This is a genomic window from Ruegeria sp. CDSB136, from assembly GCF_059610965.1.
The window spans coordinates 169932-185596 of the sequence record NZ_JBXWOP010000006.1 but is presented as its reverse complement, the minus strand read 5'-3'; the positions used below and the strand labels follow the sequence as shown (position 1 = coordinate 185596).

The window sequence follows — 15665 nt, the reverse complement described above, 5'->3', positions numbered from 1 at the left end:
CGGCACGATACAGAAATGAGCGACCCTGCATTCGAATACGCGCCGATCGGCCTTGTCGAGTTGGAAAACCGGATCATCCGGCGATGCAATCTGCAATTCGCGCGCACCTTTGGCGGCGAAGAAGCGGAATATCGCAACATGCCGCTGCTGCATCTCTACCCGTCCGTGGCCGACTGGGAGCGCATTGGCGCGCGCAGTCTGCAGGTGATGCGCGATACGGGCTACTACACGGATGAACGCGTCATGCGTCGGCGCAATGGCGATCTGTTCTGGTGCCGGGCGCGCGGACGCTCGCTGACGCCTGATGACCCGTTTCGACATGGAATCTGGAGCTTTTCTGACATCTCCGAAGAACGGCCACTGGTCGAGTTGACCGCGCGGGAACGCGAAGTGGCCATCCTGTCGTGCCGGGGGCTATCCGCCAAGGAGATCGGCGGCGAACTGGGCCTGAGCTATCGCACCATCGAGGCCTACCGCGCGCGGCTTCTGGAGAAGTTCGGCGCCCGGAAACTGCCTGAGCTTGTCGCCAAATTGTCGGGGATGCCATTATGAGCGCCTCACCCCCTCACGTTTCCGAGTAAAACCCCAATTTAGCAGGGCGAGACGGCACTTTTCATGACCGTGCGCTTGGCTTATAACGCTGCCTAATCAGACCAAAGCCCGCACGAAACAGACGGGCCAAAGGGGAACCGTCGAGGACACTCATGACAGATACCAAGCACGAAGCGGATGTGGCGTTCATCAAGGCATTGGCCGAACTGTTGCGCGAAAATGACCTGACCGAATTGCAGGTCAAGCGCGAGTATGGCGAGGAAGACAGCCTGAACGTACGCGTCAGCCGCATGTCGCAGGCCGTGCCTGCCCCGGTTCAGATGACCGTTCCGGCCGCTGCACCGGTCGCTGCCGCCCCCGTTGCTGCTGCGGCTCCGGTCCCTGCGGAAGCGCCCGCCGCTGCCGAAGATCCCGCCAGCCACCCCGGCGCCGTGACGTCGCCCATGGTTGGCACTGTCTACATGCAGGCCGAACCCGGTGCACCCTCTTTCATCTCTGTCGGGGCATCCGTGTCCGAAGGCGACACGTTGCTGATTGTCGAGGCGATGAAGACCATGAACCACATCCACGCCCCCAAGTCGGGTACAGTCAAACGTATTCTGGTCGGCGATGGCGACGCTGTGGAATTCGGCACCCCTCTGGTCATCATCGAGTAAGGCGGGCCCATGTTCGACAAGATCCTGATTGCCAACCGAGGCGAGATCGCCCTGCGCGTGATCCGTGCCGCGCGCGAGATGGGGATTAAGACGGTCGCCGTGCATTCTACCGCTGACAGCGACGCCATGCATGTGCGTATGGCGGACGAATCGGTGTGTATCGGCCCTCCGCCCAGCCCGCAAAGCTACCTGTCGATGCCTGCGATCATATCGGCCTGTGAAATCACCGGAGCGCAGGCCATTCACCCCGGCTATGGCTTCCTGTCCGAGAATGCCGAGTTCGTGCAGATCGTCGAGGACCACGGCATTACCTTCATCGGCCCCACTGCAGAACATATCCGCATCATGGGCGACAAGATCACCGCCAAGGATACGATGAAAGCCCTGGGCGTGCCCTGCGTTCCGGGATCGGATGGCGGAGTGCCTGATCTGGCCACAGCCAAGCAGATCGGCAAGGAATTCGGCTATCCCGTCATCATCAAGGCCACCGCCGGTGGCGGCGGCCGCGGCATGAAAGTCGCGATGAATGCCGACGAGATGGAAAGCGCATTCATGACCGCGCGCGCCGAGGGCAAGGCCGCCTTTGGCAACGACGAGGTCTATATCGAGAAATACCTGACCACGCCGCGCCACATCGAGATTCAGGTGTTCGGCGATGGCAAAGGCAAGGCCGTACATCTGGGCGAGCGCGATTGTTCGCTGCAGCGTCGCCACCAGAAGGTGTTTGAAGAGGCCCCCGGCCCCTGCATCACCCCGGAAGAACGCGCAAAGATCGGCAAGGTATGCGCGGATGCGGTGGCCAAGATTAACTACATCGGCGCCGGGACAATCGAGTTTCTCTATGAGAAAGGCGAGTTCTATTTCATCGAGATGAACACCCGCCTGCAGGTAGAACATCCCGTCACCGAAGGTATCTTTGGCGTCGATCTGGTGCGCGAGCAAATCCGCGTCGCCGCAGGTGAGCCGATGTCCTTCGGTCAGGACGATCTGGAAATCAACGGCCACGCCATCGAAGTTCGGATCAACGCTGAAAAACTGCCCAACTTCTCGCCCTGCCCGGGCAAGATCACAGCGTACCACGCGCCGGGCGGACTGGGCGTCCGGATGGATTCGGCGCTTTACGACGGGTATTCGATCCCGCCCTATTACGACTCACTGATTGCCAAGCTGATCGTGCAGGGCCGTGATCGGACCGAAGCGCTGGCGCGGCTGGAACGCGCGCTGGGTGAACTGATCGTCGACGGTATCGACACCACGGTTCCCCTGTTCCACGCGCTTTTGCAGGAATCCGACATTCACAGCGGTGACTACAACATTCACTGGCTGGAGCGTTGGCTTGCGCAAAACATGGCCCAGTAAGACAGCGGCATTGGGTGGTCACACCCACCCAATTCCCGGCCATAAATCATGAGCCTGTCTCCTGAACTTCTGCTGCACGGGTATTCCATCGGAATCTTTCCGATGGCCGAGCACCGCGACGCGGCTGAACTGTTCTGGGTTGATCCCAAACTGCGCGGAGTGTTTCCGCTGGATGGGTTTCACATTTCCCGAAGCCTGGCCCGTCGCATACGAAACGCGGACTACTCGGTTTCAATCGATCGTGACTTCGCCGGCGTTGTCGATGGCTGCGCAGACCGCGCGGACACCTGGATAAACGCCGAACTGCGCGATCTATATCTGCAGCTTCATCGCTCGGGCCATGCCCATTCGCTGGAAGTATTCGCCCAAGACAGATTGGTCGGAGGCGTCTATGGCGTGGCCCTCGGTGCCGCGTTTTTTGGCGAAAGCATGTTTTCGTACCATACCGATGCGTCGAAGATCGCCCTTGCCTATTTGGTGGACCGATTAAGTCAGACCGGGTTTCAATTGTTCGACACGCAGTTTCTGACAGCGCATCTAGCCTCGCTTGGCGCTATTGAAATCCCGCGCGCGCGCTACCAGCAGGCTCTGGAAAGGGCGGTCAATGCCAGCGCTCATTTTTCCGCCGAAATCTCTCAAACCCCTCAGGGGGTCATACAGCGGATTACCCAAACGTCATAACGGGAATGGTCCAGCGCGTTCAGCGCGGGCGAGGTTGCAATCATCCAGCCGTCAAACAATTGCTCGGTCTTGCCCTGTTCCCAGATTGTCAGGAAGGCAAACGCATCGCCGGTGGGGTTTTCAATCGGATACCTGCAATCGCCCAAAGCGACATCCAGCCCAAAGATGGTCTGTGTCTCGCCGCTTTTCAACTCGACATCAACGGTCTGGCCACTGACCTTGTCCAGACCACGCAGCATGGCACCCGGCCCCGACGCCACTTTTTGCTGGGCCATTGCGCCGGTTGCGGACAGGACAAGCGCCAAAAGCGCGGCGCGCATCATTCGCTGCCGTCTCCGGCCACAAATTTGACCAGCAGTGAGATCAGGCTGACGGCACCCTGCGTATCCTCGACCACGTCTCCCGGTTCAAAAAAGAAGGGCGAACCGCCGGGCATGACTTCAACAAAGTTCCCGCCGAGCAACCCCTCGGAAGAGATCACGATGGCACTGTCATCCGGCACCAGGACGCCATCCGCAATCGTGAAGGTTGTATCGGCACGATAGGTATCGGCGTTCAGTTCAACACCGGTTACAGTCCCGATCTTCACCCCCGCCAGTCGCACGTCTGTTCCGACCCCCACACCTTCCAGGGATCGGAAGGATGCGCCCAGTTCATAGCCTGTGCGGTTTTGCGACAGGCCGGTGGATTGGCTGGCATAAACGCCAAATGCGACGGCGCATGCCAATACAACGCCGCCGACCAAGACTTCGGTCATGTTATGGGTAGACATCGCTCGCCTCGCCTATTCCGGGCTCCAGGCCTCATAGTCGGATCGCTCGACCGGTTCGGCCCGGCGCAACGATCCAGCAGGCATGTATGCCAAAGCTGTTCCCGTCAGGTTTTCCTGATGCGGTTTTTCCCAGGATTTGTGCGCAAGCGGCTTGTCGGTGGGCGGCTCATCCCAGGTACGGTGCAGCCAACCGTGCCAATCCGGATCGACCCGGCTGGCCTCGACCTCGCCATTGAAGATGACCCAGCGCTTGCTGTCATCGGCATTGCGGTAAAAAACATTGCCTTCGTTGTCTTCGCCAACCTTGATGCCATTGCGCGAGGTGAAAATCCGTGTGTTCAGGGTCGCCCCATTCCACCAGGTCACCGCCCGCAATAGAGTGTTCAGGATTCCCATCGGTTGCCTCCGGCATTTAAGTCAAGGAAGGTATGGACCAAAGGCCGGGCAAGGTCCAGTACCACGCAACGCAACTGCGTCATTCCGGCAAAACCGCGGTTACTTCTATTTCGATCCTGTATTTGGGGTCGATCAGGCCACACTCGATCATCGTCGCGGCCGGAGTGTGCTCTCCGAATGTTTCGGCCAGGATTGGCCAGCACGGCGCAAATTCCATCCGGTCCGGCAGCATATAGGTGACCCGAACCACGTCGGCGAAACCCGCTCCGGCCTCGGCCAGTGCCTTTTCGATGATACCCAACGCGGACCGGCATTGTTCGGCCACCGTATCGCCCTGCCCGACCGTGCCCGCGACATGAACAAACCCACCGGCCACAACCGCGCGGCAATACCCGACCTTGGCCTCAAACTCGCCGCCCGAGGAAATACGCTTGATCACACTGCTCTCCTTAAGAAGGTTCATCCGGGGGTGATTTTGCGAGGCTCCGCCTCGCGCTCCGGGATATTTGCGGCCAGGTGAACACGGGATCCTTTATTCATCTGGCTAAAAATATCCCGGGGGAATCGCGGCCCGCCGCGATGGGGGCAGCGCCCCCCTCGAAAGGCCGAAACCAACCGATTTTTTGAAACCGCGTCCGATCAACCCGCAGAGGCGGATTCCTGTCCGGCATCGGCATAGATGAACAGAGGCTGAGCGTCTGACATCACGGCCTCTTCGTTGACCACCACTTCGGTCACGTTTTTCATCCCCGGCAGGTCGAACATGGTATCCAGCAGGATGTCTTCGAGGATCGAGCGCAAACCACGCGCGCCGGTCTTGCGTTCGATGGCCTTCTTGGCGATTGCCTGCAATGCGTCATCGGTAAAGGCCAGTTCGGCATCTTCCAGCTCGAACAGACGCTGATATTGCTTGACCAAGGCGTTCTTGGGCTTGGTTAGGATGGTAACCAACGCGTCCTCATCCAGATCTTCCAGCGTGGCCAGAACCGGCAGACGGCCGACAAATTCCGGGATCAGGCCGAATTTCAGCAGGTCTTCCGGCTCAAGATCCTTGAAAATCTCGCCGACACCGCGCTCGTCATTCTCGCGGACGTCTGCGCCGAAACCCATGGCCGAACCCTTGCCGCGCTGCGCGATGATCTTGTCGAGCCCGGCAAACGCACCACCGCAGATGAACAGGATATTCGTGGTATCCACCTGCAGGAACTCCTGCTGCGGATGCTTGCGACCACCTTGCGGCGGAACACTGGCCACGGTGCCTTCCATCAGTTTCAGCAGCGCTTGCTGGACGCCCTCGCCCGAGACATCGCGGGTGATCGATGGGTTTTCAGACTTGCGCGTGATCTTGTCGACTTCGTCGATATAGACAATGCCGCGCTGCGCACGCTCGACGTTGTATTCGCTGGCCTGAAGCAGCTTGAGGATGATGTTTTCGACATCCTCACCCACATATCCGGCCTCGGTCAGCGTCGTCGCATCCGCCATGGTAAATGGCACATCCAGAATCCGTGCCAGCGTTTGCGCCAGCAGGGTCTTGCCGCAACCGGTGGGGCCGATAAGCAGGATGTTCGATTTCGCCAGTTCGATATCATTGCCCGCCTTCTGGGCATGGTTCAGCCGTTTGTAGTGGTTGTGCACGGCAACCGACAGAACCCGTTTGGCAGTGGCCTGACCGATGACATAATCGTCCAGCACCTCACAGATATCCTTGGGCGTTGGCACGCCATCCGAAGACTTCAGGCCACTGGCCTTGGTTTCCTCGCGAATGATATCCATGCACAGCTCGACGCATTCGTCGCAAATGAACACGGTCGGGCCGGCAATCAGTTTGCGCACCTCATGCTGGCTCTTGCCGCAGAAACTGCAGTAGAGCGTGTTCTTGCCGTCACCGCCTGAATTCGTCGCCATGTTTTACCTTTCGGGCTCCATCCCAGCGACCCCCTCGAGCCGCGCTTGCCGCCTTTTGACGCAGCTTAGGCCAGCGCCGGGGCCGCTACAATCTCAAAATCGCACCTCGCGCAGTGTGCGCGAGGTTTTGAACTCAGGCCTCTTCTCCGCCCATCTTGGCGCGGTTTTCGACGATCTCGTCGATATGGCCCCAGTCCATGGCTTCTTCCGGGCTCATGAAATTGTCACGATCCAGCGCTTTTTCAACCGCCTTTTTGGTCTGTCCGGTATGACGCACGTAGATATCATACAGGCGATCCTTGAGCTTTTGCGTCTCGGCCGCATGGATCATGATGTCGCTGGCCTGACCCTGGTAACCGCCGCTGGGCTGATGCACCATAATCCGGCTGTTGGGCAGCGAAAAGCGCATGCCTTTCTCACCCCCAGCCAGCAGAACAGAACCCATCGAGGCCGCCTGACCGATCACCAATGTCGAACATTTCGGCTTGATGTACTGCATTGTGTCGTAAATCGACAAACCGCTGGTGACGACGCCGCCGGGAGAGTTGATGTAGATCGAGATTTCCTTGTTCGGGTTTTCCGCCTCAAGATGCAGCAGCTGCGCCACGATCAGGTGGCTCATGCCATCGTGTATCGGACCGTTGATGAAAATGATCCGCTCTTTCAGGAGGCGCGAGAAGATGTCGTATGCGCGCTCGCCCCGGCTGGTCTGTTCGACGACCATCGGGACAAGAGTGTTCATATATGTATCTACGGGATCGAACATTCGGAACCTGCCTGCTTTGCTATGGATCGGGACACTACCCGAAGAAAAGTTACATGAGTCTTAGTATCGGCACAGAGGGGCCGCAAGGGGTCGGCTGACATCGGTCAGGTATTCTTGCTTTTGGAATTGTCGAGTGGCATTTGAGGGCGCCCGCGGTTTGGATCGGTGTCCGGAAAATCATCGAAATGCGGTTTGGCTTCGGTGGCTTATGTCTTTCATCACGGTATTTTGATGCGTGCATATTGTGATGCATGATCAATAACTGTATCTACACAGCCCATATTGAGCGTCTGTAATTGGTTAACACCTGCCCCTTTATCGGGCCAAGAACACCTGCCCCTTTATCGGGCCAAGAAGGATCGGAACAATGGCACTGCCTCAGCTCGCACAGGACATGAACCCTGAAGACCTAGACCGTATGGTGACCAGCGCCACAGAAGCGTCCAACTTTCTAAAAGCTATCAGTCACGAGGGTCGCCTCATGATCCTGTGCCATCTGGTGTCGGGAGAGAAATCTGTGACCGAGCTGGAGACGTTGCTGTCTGCCCGTCAGGCCGCTGTATCGCAACAACTTTCCCGTTTGCGGTTGGAAGGCCTTGTGACGCCCCGCCGGGAAGGCAAAGCCATTTATTACCGCCTGGCAGATGATCGCCCGCGCCGGATACTGGAAGTGGTTTACGAGCTGTTCTGCGCTGGGAAACACGCCTGACAACTGTTCCACTACGGACAACGGGCAGACCGAATAACTCAATGGTCACATACTGAACAACCGCCGAAGGTCCTCCGCATATTGCGTCGACGGCAGCAGCGCACCCCATATATAGTTGCGCACCTCAAAAAGGTCATGTAGGATGTTGCCCACAGGTGCATAGACGCGGCATTGCATATCCTGACACAAATGCGGGGTTCTTTTGCTCAAGCAAAAGAACCCCGCTCTCGTTGGCAGGTGAGTAGTGGCAGCCTGTATGAACCCGGGGTTCGAAAAAGGAAAAGGCGTCAGGTGCGCAGACGCGGTCTTTGCATGTATCCTTGCGGACACCCCTGACGCCTTGCCGGTCCGATCCGTCCCGAAAGACATCTCGATCCAGTTGCCCGGCCCCCGAAAGGACCAAAGCTGCTACGTCACGCTCAGTGTCGCGGCGCAGCACGCACGAACCGTCTGAGAGGCTGATCATCTGATCCGGACATAAAGCCCAACTCACCGATCCGCCACCGGTAAGCCATTGTGATCAAAACTAAATCCTAAGATCCGCCTTCATCACCGCGGCCCCCTTGGCCCTTGCGTCCCGCTTGGGTTCCTAAGAACCGCTGCGGTGATCAGACTGTTACATTCACACCCTCAACCGACAAGAAAATAGCACTGCAGCATGAAAATTAGACGGGGATAACCTGTTGGTATCCACCGGGAAAGAGTTGTGGACAACTCTGAAATCCGCGATGCCGCGCGGGGTTGCGGGTGGATAAGTCCGGACATGAAACAGCGGCCCGATTTTGGGCTATTTCTGCAGGTGCGAAGACCCTGCGCGGTGCTCTAGGCCGAAATTGCAGGGTTTGTACATTCATCGAACCCGCGATCTTTCGAATCGTACATACGGAGATTCGCCGATGCGCTGCACCATTTCCCACGCCCGCGCCCATCTGGGTGATCTGGTCACCCGTGCCCAGGATCCCCGCGAGGTGATCATCCGGACCCGCCACGGCAAACCGCTGGCTGCGTTGATCTCGATCACCGAGGCCAGCCGAATCTGGCACCTGCAGGACAATGACAAGATCGGGTGGAAACACCTTCTGAGCGGCATCCGCGGAATGTGGTCCGGGGGCGGAACATTCCGGGGATGGAACCGGGGCCGGACGGCACCTATGTCACCGCGCGCGGGGCCGCGCTGAAGGTTCGCGAAATCCAGATGACCCGCGCCGAGGAACGCCGCATTCTTGCGCGGGGCGGTCTGGACCCTGTCGCGGGCGGCGAGCTTGCCGCCCGGCCTGTCCCCTCCTGGTGGAGACGCTGGTTCCGTTTTTGAGAAGCGTTCCGGCCCGGGCGGGATTACCTATTACGCGCTGCCAACGACAGCCAGTACCCCCTACAGCCCGACCGGGCCGGAAACACTTCAGTTCACCTGACGTTCCAGAACAGTGCTGTAGGTCGTTCCGTTCCGCAGGCTACGGAAATCCGCATAGATCTTGCCATCCTCATAGCGGGCATCGATCAGGGCATTCACGCCAATCGTCGGATCGGCCGAGCTTTCAACGATGCCGATCTTGCCCGACCCGTCCAGACTGACCGAGCCGGTGGCGTCATAGAAAGTCCAGTCCTCGCTGGCCGCACGCCGCCATTTGCTGGGTCCCCAGAACACGTTGTCCTGCTGCTTTTCGATATGCAGCACCCATTCGGCATTGTTAAAGCGCGGCACGTCACCGGTGGCGGTGCGCGAGGGGGAAACCGTGGTGTAGCTGCCGGCCCAGGTGCCGCGCAGATCCGGTGTGGCATCTGCCAGCGCGGCGGTTCCAAGGGCGAGTGTGGTGGCCAGAGCAGCGGCTCCGGCGGTCATGTATCTGGTCATGGGCTCTCTCCTTCTCTCTGCCAAACAGATTGGGAGGGCGAAAGCGGGTTGCAACTTACCTAAGGGAAACTTCATGATCGGTTCATCCAACGTTCAGGCAACGCCCACGCGGATTGGGCGCGCGAACCCCTGCCCGCGCGCCCGATACCATGGCTTTAAACTGTTAAGTCAGTTCATCGTGATACTGCCGGTTATCGTGTTCACGAATGTCTTGGTTTCCGAGTCGGTCAGCGATGAAAACGTGCCGCTCCCCGAAGCGGTTCCCCATCCGCCAGTGCCACCCGACACGGTCCAGTCTCCGGTCAGTGCGCCATCCGCGCCGAGGCCCTTGGCGACCCAGCTCAGCACCGCCTTGTCCCCTGACGCGGTGTCGAACACGCAGTTGCCAGTGCCCGAGGCCGCGCCCGCATTGATCAGCAAAGCGCCAAAGCAGGCCCCTGTCGCCCCTTCCAGCGGATGGCCGGACGGGACCTCGAAACTGTCGTAATTTGTCTGCGTTTTCACCACCGCGTGGCCGTCAGAAATGCCGTAGACTTCGTTGGCATTCATACCCATCCCCTTGCCCGCGGAATCATAGGTTTCCGCGGATGCCGAGGCGGCGAACAGCCCGATGGCGAGCACAGAGATTGCGGTCGTCTGAAAGAACTTTTGCATTATACCCTCTCGTTTCTGAGGCCTGGGCGTTGCAAGTTTCCGGACAAGAAATGCGTCCACCTGAACGCGGTCCCCCGGAGAGACAATACCACATTCTGATCAGATGGTTGGGTATTAATCGCGCGTATGGCGCAGCGGGTGGTCGGTGGAACTGAGAGCAGCGGTTGGCCCGAGAGGGTGAGCGGCGTCCCGGAATTCGTCCAGTGGACGAATTCAGCCGCGAACGGGCGTGCCCCGGGGCGCAAACGCGCCGCCCGTTTTGCCGAAGGCAAACCTTCGGTTTGACGGGGGCGGGTCGGCGCGGCCCGGCGGTGCCACCGGGCGGGTGGGTTGATCCGAAGGCGCGAACATGCAAACAACTGTAGTAAATACAGAAAGCAGCCTTTTGGACTAAAAAACATTTAGATAAGGCTCAATAAATTGGCCGCGATGATCGACTTAAATGAATTCCAACCCTACAAGGATCTCTCACTGGAAACGACGAAACTAATTTCGTCCGAAAAACGAAAAGTTGTCGATTCAAACATTGGGTCTACTACCCGTGAAATCGCAGAGATTATGGCGGATCAAGCTGCGTCAAGTGTTAGCGCACTAGTCCAATTGGGTGGTGTCATTGAAGACATGCAAACAACTTACCACATGATCTCTAGGGATCCATGGAATAGTACTAGAGTATCGAGGGTTAAACATCTTGAGCTGAACTGGTTCCTATTCCAAAACCTTTGTTACAAATACAAAGAAAAGATTAAGCTATACTTTAATACATCAAAAACAGCCTGTCAGACATTGAACCTAGATCAACCAAACTGGCTGAAAGAGGAACTTCACCGCACAGAAGGAGTTCTTCGAAAAGAGATACTAGATCGTGGCAACACTGTGCACAGCTGGAACGCGAGCAACAAAGATTTAGATTTCTTATCAATGGTTTCGGTTTTGCACGACATACATCAGACTGGAGAAAGTATCGACCTGCCTGATGGTTTTCTCGATGTGAAGGGCCACTACGAAGATGCACGATGGCTACTAAAAAAACGTGCGCAAGAGTTAATAAAGGCTGCAGAGTCTTCCCTTTGCGCCATCCTAGAGAGTTACTCCCCTGAACCAATTACTATTGTAAGAAAAGCAAATGAAATTGTGGAGCAAGTAAACTTGCGAAACGTCACTCTGTCATACCAAAGCAAATAGTCGCAGTGACAGCGTATGCCCAATTTTGAAAACGGCTATTGCATTACCACCAATATTGGAATTCGAAATGGACAGCCTTAGCTATCCATCTTGAGCGCAGAAATAAACGCCTCCTGCGGGATATCGACCTTCCCGAACTGGCGCATCTTCTTCTTACCAGCCTTCTGCTTGTCCAGCAGTTTGCGTTTCCGCGTGGCGTCGCCTCCGTAGCATTTGGCGGTCACGTCCTTGCGCAGCGCCGAGAGGGTCTCGCGGGCGATGACCTTGCCTCCGATGGCGGCCTGGATCGGGATTTTGAACATGTGGCGCGGGATCAGGTCCTTGAGCTTTTCGCACATCGCCCGGCCCCGCATCTCGGCCCGGTCGCGGTGAACCATGGTCGACAGCGCATCGACCGGTTCGTCGTTCACGAGGATCGACATCTTGACCAGTGCATCCTCACGATAGCCGGTCATCTGGTAGTCGAAGCTGGCATAGCCCTTGGTCACCGATTTCAGGCGGTCGTAGAAGTCAAAGACGACCTCGTTCAGCGGCAGGTCATAGACGACCATGGCGCGGCTGCCCGCATAGGTCAGGTCCATCTGGATGCCACGGCGGTCCTGGCAGAGTTTCAGCACGTCGCCGAGGTATTCGTCGGGCACCAGAATGGTCGCCTTGATGCGCGGTTCTTCCAGGTGGTCGACCTTGGACAAGTCGGGCATGTCGGCGGGGTTGTGCAGCTCGATCATCTCACCGTCTTTCATGAAGACGTGGTAGATCACCGACGGCGCGGTGGTGATGAGATCGATATCATATTCGCGTTCGATGCGGTCGCGGATGACCTCGAGGTGCAAGAGGCCCAGGAAGCCGCAGCGGAAGCCAAAGCCCAGCGCGGCCGAGGTTTCCATTTCAAAGCTGAAACTGGCATCGTTCAGGGCCAGTTTGTCGATCGCGTCGCGCAGGTCCTCGAATTCGGCCGAGTCCACAGGAAAGAGGCCGCAGAAGACCACCGGCTGCGCGGGTTTGAAGCCCGGCAGGGCAACCTCGGTGCCATTGCGGTCATTGGTGATGGTGTCACCGACGCGGGTGTCGCGGACCTGCTTGATGGAGGCGGTGAGAAAGCCAATCTCGCCGGGGCCAAGGCTGTCGATCATCTGCATTTCGGGCCTGAACACGCCGACGCGGTCGACATGGTGCAGGGTGCCGTTCGACATGAACTTGACCCGCATACCCTTTTTCAACGTGCCGTCCATGATGCGGACCAGAACGATCACACCCAGATAGGCGTCGTACCACGAGTCGACCAGCATCGCCTTGAGCGGCGCGTCCAGAGTGCCCTTCGGCGCGGGCAACTGACGCACGATGGCTTCCAGCGTCTCGTGGATGCCCTGCCCGGTCTTGGCGCTGACCTGAATGGCGTCGGTCGCGTCGATGCCGATCACGTCCTCGATCTGTTCGGCCACGCGGTCACAGTCGGACGCGGGCAGGTCGATCTTGTTCAGCACCGGCACGATCTCATGATCGGCGTCGATGGCCTGATAGACGTTGGCCAGCGTCTGCGCCTCGACCCCCTGGGTCGAGTCCACGACCAGCAGCGACCCCTCGACCGCACGCATGGACCGCGAGACCTCATAGGCGAAGTCGACGTGGCCGGGGGTGTCGATCAGGTTCAACACGTATTGCTCGCCGTTGTCGGCGGTATAGTCGATGCGGACCGTGTTGGCCTTGATGGTGATGCCCCGCTCGCGCTCGATATCCATGCTGTCGAGCAACTGTTCCTTCATGTCGCGATCCTGCACCGTTCCGGTCTCCTGGATGAGCCGGTCGGCAAGGGTGGATTTGCCATGGTCGATATGCGCGACGATGGAGAAATTGCGGATATGAGCGAGGTCTGTCATGTTCCGCGTATTAGCGGGTTTTTTAAGGCGGTCAAGGTGGAGAACGACTGCAATCGGAACCTGAGCCAAGAAAGAATTGGAGCTTGGCAAACGAATGCCGACAATACTGTGCTCTGCGGTGGGTTGCAGTGAAACTGCCGTCACCTGCGTCGGCAATCGTGTCTTGCCTGAGGGACGATGCTGAAGGTTGGATTGGAAGACCTGCAGGTCTGGTGCGCGCAGAACTGATCCTGCCGAAGAAGGGGTTATCCGATGGAACATTCCGGTCGCCGGGGCCAGTGCATACTGCCGAGTATTCCAGACAATCGAAGGGTCAATTGAAGCTGTTCAAGAGTGGTTGGCGTTCCTGCCTTGACCGGTGCCGGGCTGAAGCCCGGCCTACGGGTGTGGCGGGGTTGACCCCAGTAATCACTTTTTCGCAACGCATGATTGATCCGAACCCCCGATTAATTCATACTCCGCCGCAGACCGAGAGGGGCGTCAGATCTCTCCGGGCAGGCAATAAAAACGAGGCTCGAGTATGAAACAGTTCCTCTTAATCGCATTCTGTGCGGCGTCGCTGACGGCGGTGGCTCCGGCCCCTTCGTATGCGGCCAAGATCAAACAGGCATGTCTGGCGTCCGACCGGGCGGCGGCGACGCGGGATCGGTGCAGCTGCATTCAGCATGTGGCCAATCAGGCATTGACGCGCAGCGACCAGAAGACCGTCGCCAAGTGGTTTACCGACCCACACAAGGCGCAGGAGTTGAAGATGTCGAAAACTGCGCGCGATGACGCGCTGTGGGATCGGTATCAGAACTTCGGCCAGATGGCGCAGGCGATCTGCAGCTAAGCCGGACGCAATCCTTGACCTGACGCCCGCTGCCCCTCAGAAAAGGCGCAGCGAGAGGATTTTGCATGGTTATGAAAGGGCTGAGCTTGCGCGGCCTCGAAGTGTTCGAGGCGCTGGCGCGGACGGGATCGGTGGCGCAGGCGGCCGAGATCACCGGGCTAAGCCAGCCGTCGGTCAGCCAGCAGTTGCGCAATCTGGAAAACGCGCTGGGGGCCGAGCTTGTGGATCATGGGCGGCGACCGATGCGGCTGACGCAGGCCGGGCGCAGCTTTCTGGCCCGGACCAGAGCCGTGCTGGCCGAATTGCAGATGGCGCAGAGCGAGCTTTCCGTAATGGACCTGGGGCATCTGGCCACGCTGTCCATCGGTCTGATCGACGATTTCGACAACGAACTGACCCCACGGCTGGCAACGTTGCTGGCCGACAGCCTGACCCGGTCGAAATTCAAGCTGATCACGCTGTCCAGCCTTGACCTGTTTCAGGCGCTTGAGGACCAGCGGCTGCATCTGGCGGTCTCGGCCCATAGCGGCGAGGTGCTGGAGGGCGTGGTCGAGTACCCTCTGGTCCGCGATCCGTTCATACTGGTGGCCCCAAAAGGCGCCGGAGGTGTGGAGGCCGCGCTGCGGGACTTGCCGTTCCTGCGGTATGCCCGCGAACAGTTGATCAGCCGCCAGATCGAGAGCCAGTTGGCGCGGCAGCAGGTCGAGTTCGAGGAACGGTTCGAGATCGGCTCGCATCTGGCGCTGATGGCGATGGTGGCGCGGGGCTTGGGCTGGGCGATCACCACACCGCTGGGCTATATGCGGGCGGCGCGGTTTCATGACGGGCTTGAAGTCTATCCGGCCCCGTTCGGAGAGTTTTCGCGCACCATCTCACTGTTCACCCGCACGGACTGGCCCGACGAGGTTCCGCGCGAGATTGCGGGCATGATTCAAAGGCTGATGCGGAGCCATATCCTTGACCCCGCGATCGAGCAGGTGCCGTGGCTCAGCGACCGGCTGAAGGTGATCGGCTAAGCCCTCAGATGGGCGTCCAGCCCTTCGACCGCCGCTTCAATCAGGTCAAGCGCACCGTCAAAATCACGGGTATAGTACGGATCGGGCACATGGTCGGCCCCGGTCTGGGGCGCGAAGTCGGTCAGCAGGCGGACAGGGGTTTGGTTCCCCGGTGGCCGCAAGGCCTCGATATCTTCGATGTTGCTGGCGTCCATACCGATGATCAGGTCGAACCGGTTGAAATCGGCCGCCAGGAACTGCCGCGCGCGCAGGTCGCTCAGGTCGATGCCCAGGGCGCGGGCAGCGGTCTGCATCGGGCCATAGGGCGGAGTGCCGATGTGCCAGCCCATGGTGCCGGCGCTGTCGGTTTCGTGTTGCGGGGCACGGGCGCGGAACACGCCCTCGGCCGCGGGTGAGCGGCAGATATTGCCGAGACAGACAAACAGGATACGGTGGGTCATGAGCCAAGGT

The 15665-nt window shown here is 58.8% G+C and carries 20 protein-coding genes; 10 read left to right on the top strand and 10 right to left on the bottom strand.

The features are described from left to right. Positions 1-15 precede the first annotated feature (15 nt). The 4 genes from AC2FIR_RS08895 to aat all read left to right on the top strand — a co-directional run bounded on the left by AC2FIR_RS08895 (position 16) and on the right by aat (position 3248). The gene (locus AC2FIR_RS08895) at positions 16-552 is read left to right on the top strand and encodes a LuxR C-terminal-related transcriptional regulator (protein ID WP_170614692.1); all 537 of its coding nucleotides are present in this window, start codon (positions 16-18) and stop codon (positions 550-552) included. A gap of 152 nt (positions 553-704) precedes the next feature. Further along, positions 705-1208, top strand: a complete 504-nt coding sequence (accB, locus tag AC2FIR_RS08890) for an acetyl-CoA carboxylase biotin carboxyl carrier protein (protein ID WP_496746495.1) — start codon at positions 705-707, stop codon at positions 1206-1208. A 9-nt stretch (positions 1209-1217) separates the two neighbouring features. Further along, positions 1218-2567 (top strand): acetyl-CoA carboxylase biotin carboxylase subunit, encoded by a 1350-nt coding sequence (gene accC, locus AC2FIR_RS08885; protein WP_496762146.1) that lies wholly within the window; start codon positions 1218-1220, stop codon positions 2565-2567. Positions 2568-2615: 48 nt separating this feature from the next. After that, positions 2616-3248 carry a leucyl/phenylalanyl-tRNA--protein transferase gene (aat, locus tag AC2FIR_RS08880; RefSeq protein WP_496746491.1) on the top strand — a complete coding sequence of 211 codons (633 nt, stop codon included), beginning with the start codon at positions 2616-2618 and terminating at the stop codon, positions 3246-3248. Here aat and AC2FIR_RS08875 read toward each other — a convergent pair. The 6 genes from AC2FIR_RS08875 to AC2FIR_RS08850 all read right to left on the bottom strand — a co-directional run bounded on the left by AC2FIR_RS08875 (position 3212) and on the right by AC2FIR_RS08850 (position 7090). Then, the gene (locus AC2FIR_RS08875) at positions 3212-3571 is read right to left on the bottom strand and encodes a DUF2155 domain-containing protein (protein WP_496746489.1); all 360 of its coding nucleotides are present in this window, start codon (positions 3569-3571) and stop codon (positions 3212-3214) included. The two genes, aat and AC2FIR_RS08875, sit on opposite strands and share 37 nt — an antisense overlap. Then, positions 3568-4020 (bottom strand): outer membrane lipid asymmetry maintenance protein MlaD, encoded by a 453-nt coding sequence (gene mlaD, locus AC2FIR_RS08870; RefSeq protein WP_170614697.1) that lies wholly within the window; start codon positions 4018-4020, stop codon positions 3568-3570. The genes AC2FIR_RS08875 and mlaD overlap by 4 nt, the downstream gene beginning before the upstream one ends. A 12-nt stretch (positions 4021-4032) precedes the next feature. After that, positions 4033-4416, bottom strand: a complete 384-nt coding sequence (locus AC2FIR_RS08865) for an NADH:ubiquinone oxidoreductase subunit NDUFA12 (RefSeq protein WP_170680842.1) — start codon at positions 4414-4416, stop codon at positions 4033-4035. Between the two features lie 79 nt (positions 4417-4495). Next, complete coding sequence (locus AC2FIR_RS08860; protein ID WP_496762143.1) at positions 4496-4855, bottom strand: RidA family protein; 360 nt, start codon at positions 4853-4855, stop codon at positions 4496-4498. 200 nt (positions 4856-5055) lie between these two features. Then, entirely contained in the window at positions 5056-6324 is a 1269-nt protein-coding gene (clpX, locus tag AC2FIR_RS08855) for an ATP-dependent Clp protease ATP-binding subunit ClpX (RefSeq protein WP_170614700.1), read from the bottom strand. Positions 6325-6457: 133 nt separating this feature from the next. Further along, positions 6458-7090: an ATP-dependent Clp protease proteolytic subunit gene (locus AC2FIR_RS08850; protein ID WP_480491648.1), complete on the bottom strand. Its 633-nt coding sequence runs from the start codon at positions 7088-7090 to the stop codon at positions 6458-6460. Positions 7091-7457: 367 nt separating this feature from the next. On the opposite strand from AC2FIR_RS08850, the gene AC2FIR_RS08845 reads away from it, so the two are divergent. From AC2FIR_RS08845 to AC2FIR_RS08835, 3 genes are all read left to right on the top strand, one after another. Then, on the top strand, positions 7458-7799 hold the full coding sequence (locus AC2FIR_RS08845) for an ArsR/SmtB family transcription factor (protein ID WP_170614702.1): 342 nt from the start codon (positions 7458-7460) through the stop codon (positions 7797-7799). Positions 7800-8043: 244 nt separating this feature from the next. Next, positions 8044-8253: a hypothetical protein gene (locus AC2FIR_RS08840; RefSeq protein WP_170807946.1), complete on the top strand. Its 210-nt coding sequence runs from the start codon at positions 8044-8046 to the stop codon at positions 8251-8253. A gap of 442 nt (positions 8254-8695) precedes the next feature. After that, positions 8696-8977: a type II toxin-antitoxin system Phd/YefM family antitoxin gene (locus AC2FIR_RS08835; RefSeq protein WP_496746485.1), complete on the top strand. Its 282-nt coding sequence runs from the start codon at positions 8696-8698 to the stop codon at positions 8975-8977. Positions 8978-9198: 221 nt separating this feature from the next. On the opposite strand, the gene AC2FIR_RS08830 is transcribed toward AC2FIR_RS08835, so the two are convergent. After that, on the bottom strand, positions 9199-9651 hold the full coding sequence (locus AC2FIR_RS08830; RefSeq protein WP_170614705.1) for a hypothetical protein: 453 nt from the start codon (positions 9649-9651) through the stop codon (positions 9199-9201). Between the two features lie 168 nt (positions 9652-9819). After that, positions 9820-10305 (bottom strand): hypothetical protein, encoded by a 486-nt coding sequence (locus AC2FIR_RS08825; RefSeq protein ID WP_480491646.1) that lies wholly within the window; start codon positions 10303-10305, stop codon positions 9820-9822. A gap of 420 nt (positions 10306-10725) precedes the next feature. Here AC2FIR_RS08825 and AC2FIR_RS08820 point away from each other — a divergent pair, with 420 nt between their 5' ends. Further along, positions 10726-11490 (top strand): hypothetical protein, encoded by a 765-nt coding sequence (locus AC2FIR_RS08820; RefSeq protein ID WP_496746483.1) that lies wholly within the window; start codon positions 10726-10728, stop codon positions 11488-11490. 77 nt (positions 11491-11567) lie between these two features. On the opposite strand, the gene lepA is transcribed toward AC2FIR_RS08820, so the two are convergent. Next, entirely contained in the window at positions 11568-13367 is a 1800-nt protein-coding gene (gene lepA, locus AC2FIR_RS08815; RefSeq protein WP_170614709.1) for a translation elongation factor 4, read from the bottom strand. 520 nt (positions 13368-13887) lie between these two features. Between lepA and AC2FIR_RS08810 the strand changes: the two genes are divergently transcribed. Both AC2FIR_RS08810 and AC2FIR_RS08805 read left to right on the top strand, forming a co-directional pair. Further along, positions 13888-14199, top strand: a complete 312-nt coding sequence (locus AC2FIR_RS08810; RefSeq protein ID WP_170614710.1) for a hypothetical protein — start codon at positions 13888-13890, stop codon at positions 14197-14199. Between the two features lie 65 nt (positions 14200-14264). Next, positions 14265-15215: a LysR family transcriptional regulator gene (locus tag AC2FIR_RS08805; protein ID WP_170614711.1), complete on the top strand. Its 951-nt coding sequence runs from the start codon at positions 14265-14267 to the stop codon at positions 15213-15215. Here the strand turns inward: AC2FIR_RS08805 and AC2FIR_RS08800 are convergent. Beyond that, on the bottom strand, positions 15212-15655 hold the full coding sequence (locus AC2FIR_RS08800; protein ID WP_480491642.1) for a low molecular weight protein-tyrosine-phosphatase: 444 nt from the start codon (positions 15653-15655) through the stop codon (positions 15212-15214). The genes AC2FIR_RS08805 and AC2FIR_RS08800 overlap by 4 nt on opposite strands. Positions 15656-15665: the final 10 nt, after the last annotated feature.

What these genes read in the sequence shown, in the direction of transcription:
- AC2FIR_RS08895 (WP_170614692.1), top strand. Translation starts at nt 16, where the DNA reads ATGAGCGACCCTGCATTCGAATACGCGCCGATCGGCCTTGTCGAGTTG.
- accB (WP_496746495.1), top strand. Translation starts at nt 705, where the DNA reads ATGACAGATACCAAGCACGAAGCGGATGTGGCGTTCATCAAGGCATTG.
- accC (WP_496762146.1), top strand. Translation starts at nt 1,218, where the DNA reads ATGTTCGACAAGATCCTGATTGCCAACCGAGGCGAGATCGCCCTGCGC.
- aat (WP_496746491.1), top strand. Translation starts at nt 2,616, where the DNA reads ATGAGCCTGTCTCCTGAACTTCTGCTGCACGGGTATTCCATCGGAATC.
- AC2FIR_RS08875 (WP_496746489.1), bottom strand. Translation starts at nt 3,571, where the DNA reads ATGATGCGCGCCGCGCTTTTGGCGCTTGTCCTGTCCGCAACCGGCGCA.
- mlaD (WP_170614697.1), bottom strand. Translation starts at nt 4,020, where the DNA reads ATGTCTACCCATAACATGACCGAAGTCTTGGTCGGCGGCGTTGTATTG.
- AC2FIR_RS08865 (WP_170680842.1), bottom strand. Translation starts at nt 4,416, where the DNA reads ATGGGAATCCTGAACACTCTATTGCGGGCGGTGACCTGGTGGAATGGG.
- clpX (WP_170614700.1), bottom strand. Translation starts at nt 6,324, where the DNA reads ATGGCGACGAATTCAGGCGGTGACGGCAAGAACACGCTCTACTGCAGT.
- AC2FIR_RS08850 (WP_480491648.1), bottom strand. Translation starts at nt 7,090, where the DNA reads ATGTTCGATCCCGTAGATACATATATGAACACTCTTGTCCCGATGGTC.
- AC2FIR_RS08845 (WP_170614702.1), top strand. Translation starts at nt 7,458, where the DNA reads ATGGCACTGCCTCAGCTCGCACAGGACATGAACCCTGAAGACCTAGAC.
- AC2FIR_RS08835 (WP_496746485.1), top strand. Translation starts at nt 8,696, where the DNA reads ATGCGCTGCACCATTTCCCACGCCCGCGCCCATCTGGGTGATCTGGTC.
- AC2FIR_RS08830 (WP_170614705.1), bottom strand. Translation starts at nt 9,651, where the DNA reads ATGACCAGATACATGACCGCCGGAGCCGCTGCTCTGGCCACCACACTC.
- AC2FIR_RS08825 (WP_480491646.1), bottom strand. Translation starts at nt 10,305, where the DNA reads ATGCAAAAGTTCTTTCAGACGACCGCAATCTCTGTGCTCGCCATCGGG.
- lepA (WP_170614709.1), bottom strand. Translation starts at nt 13,367, where the DNA reads ATGACAGACCTCGCTCATATCCGCAATTTCTCCATCGTCGCGCATATC.
- AC2FIR_RS08810 (WP_170614710.1), top strand. Translation starts at nt 13,888, where the DNA reads ATGAAACAGTTCCTCTTAATCGCATTCTGTGCGGCGTCGCTGACGGCG.
- AC2FIR_RS08805 (WP_170614711.1), top strand. Translation starts at nt 14,265, where the DNA reads ATGGTTATGAAAGGGCTGAGCTTGCGCGGCCTCGAAGTGTTCGAGGCG.
- AC2FIR_RS08800 (WP_480491642.1), bottom strand. Translation starts at nt 15,655, where the DNA reads ATGACCCACCGTATCCTGTTTGTCTGTCTCGGCAATATCTGCCGCTCA.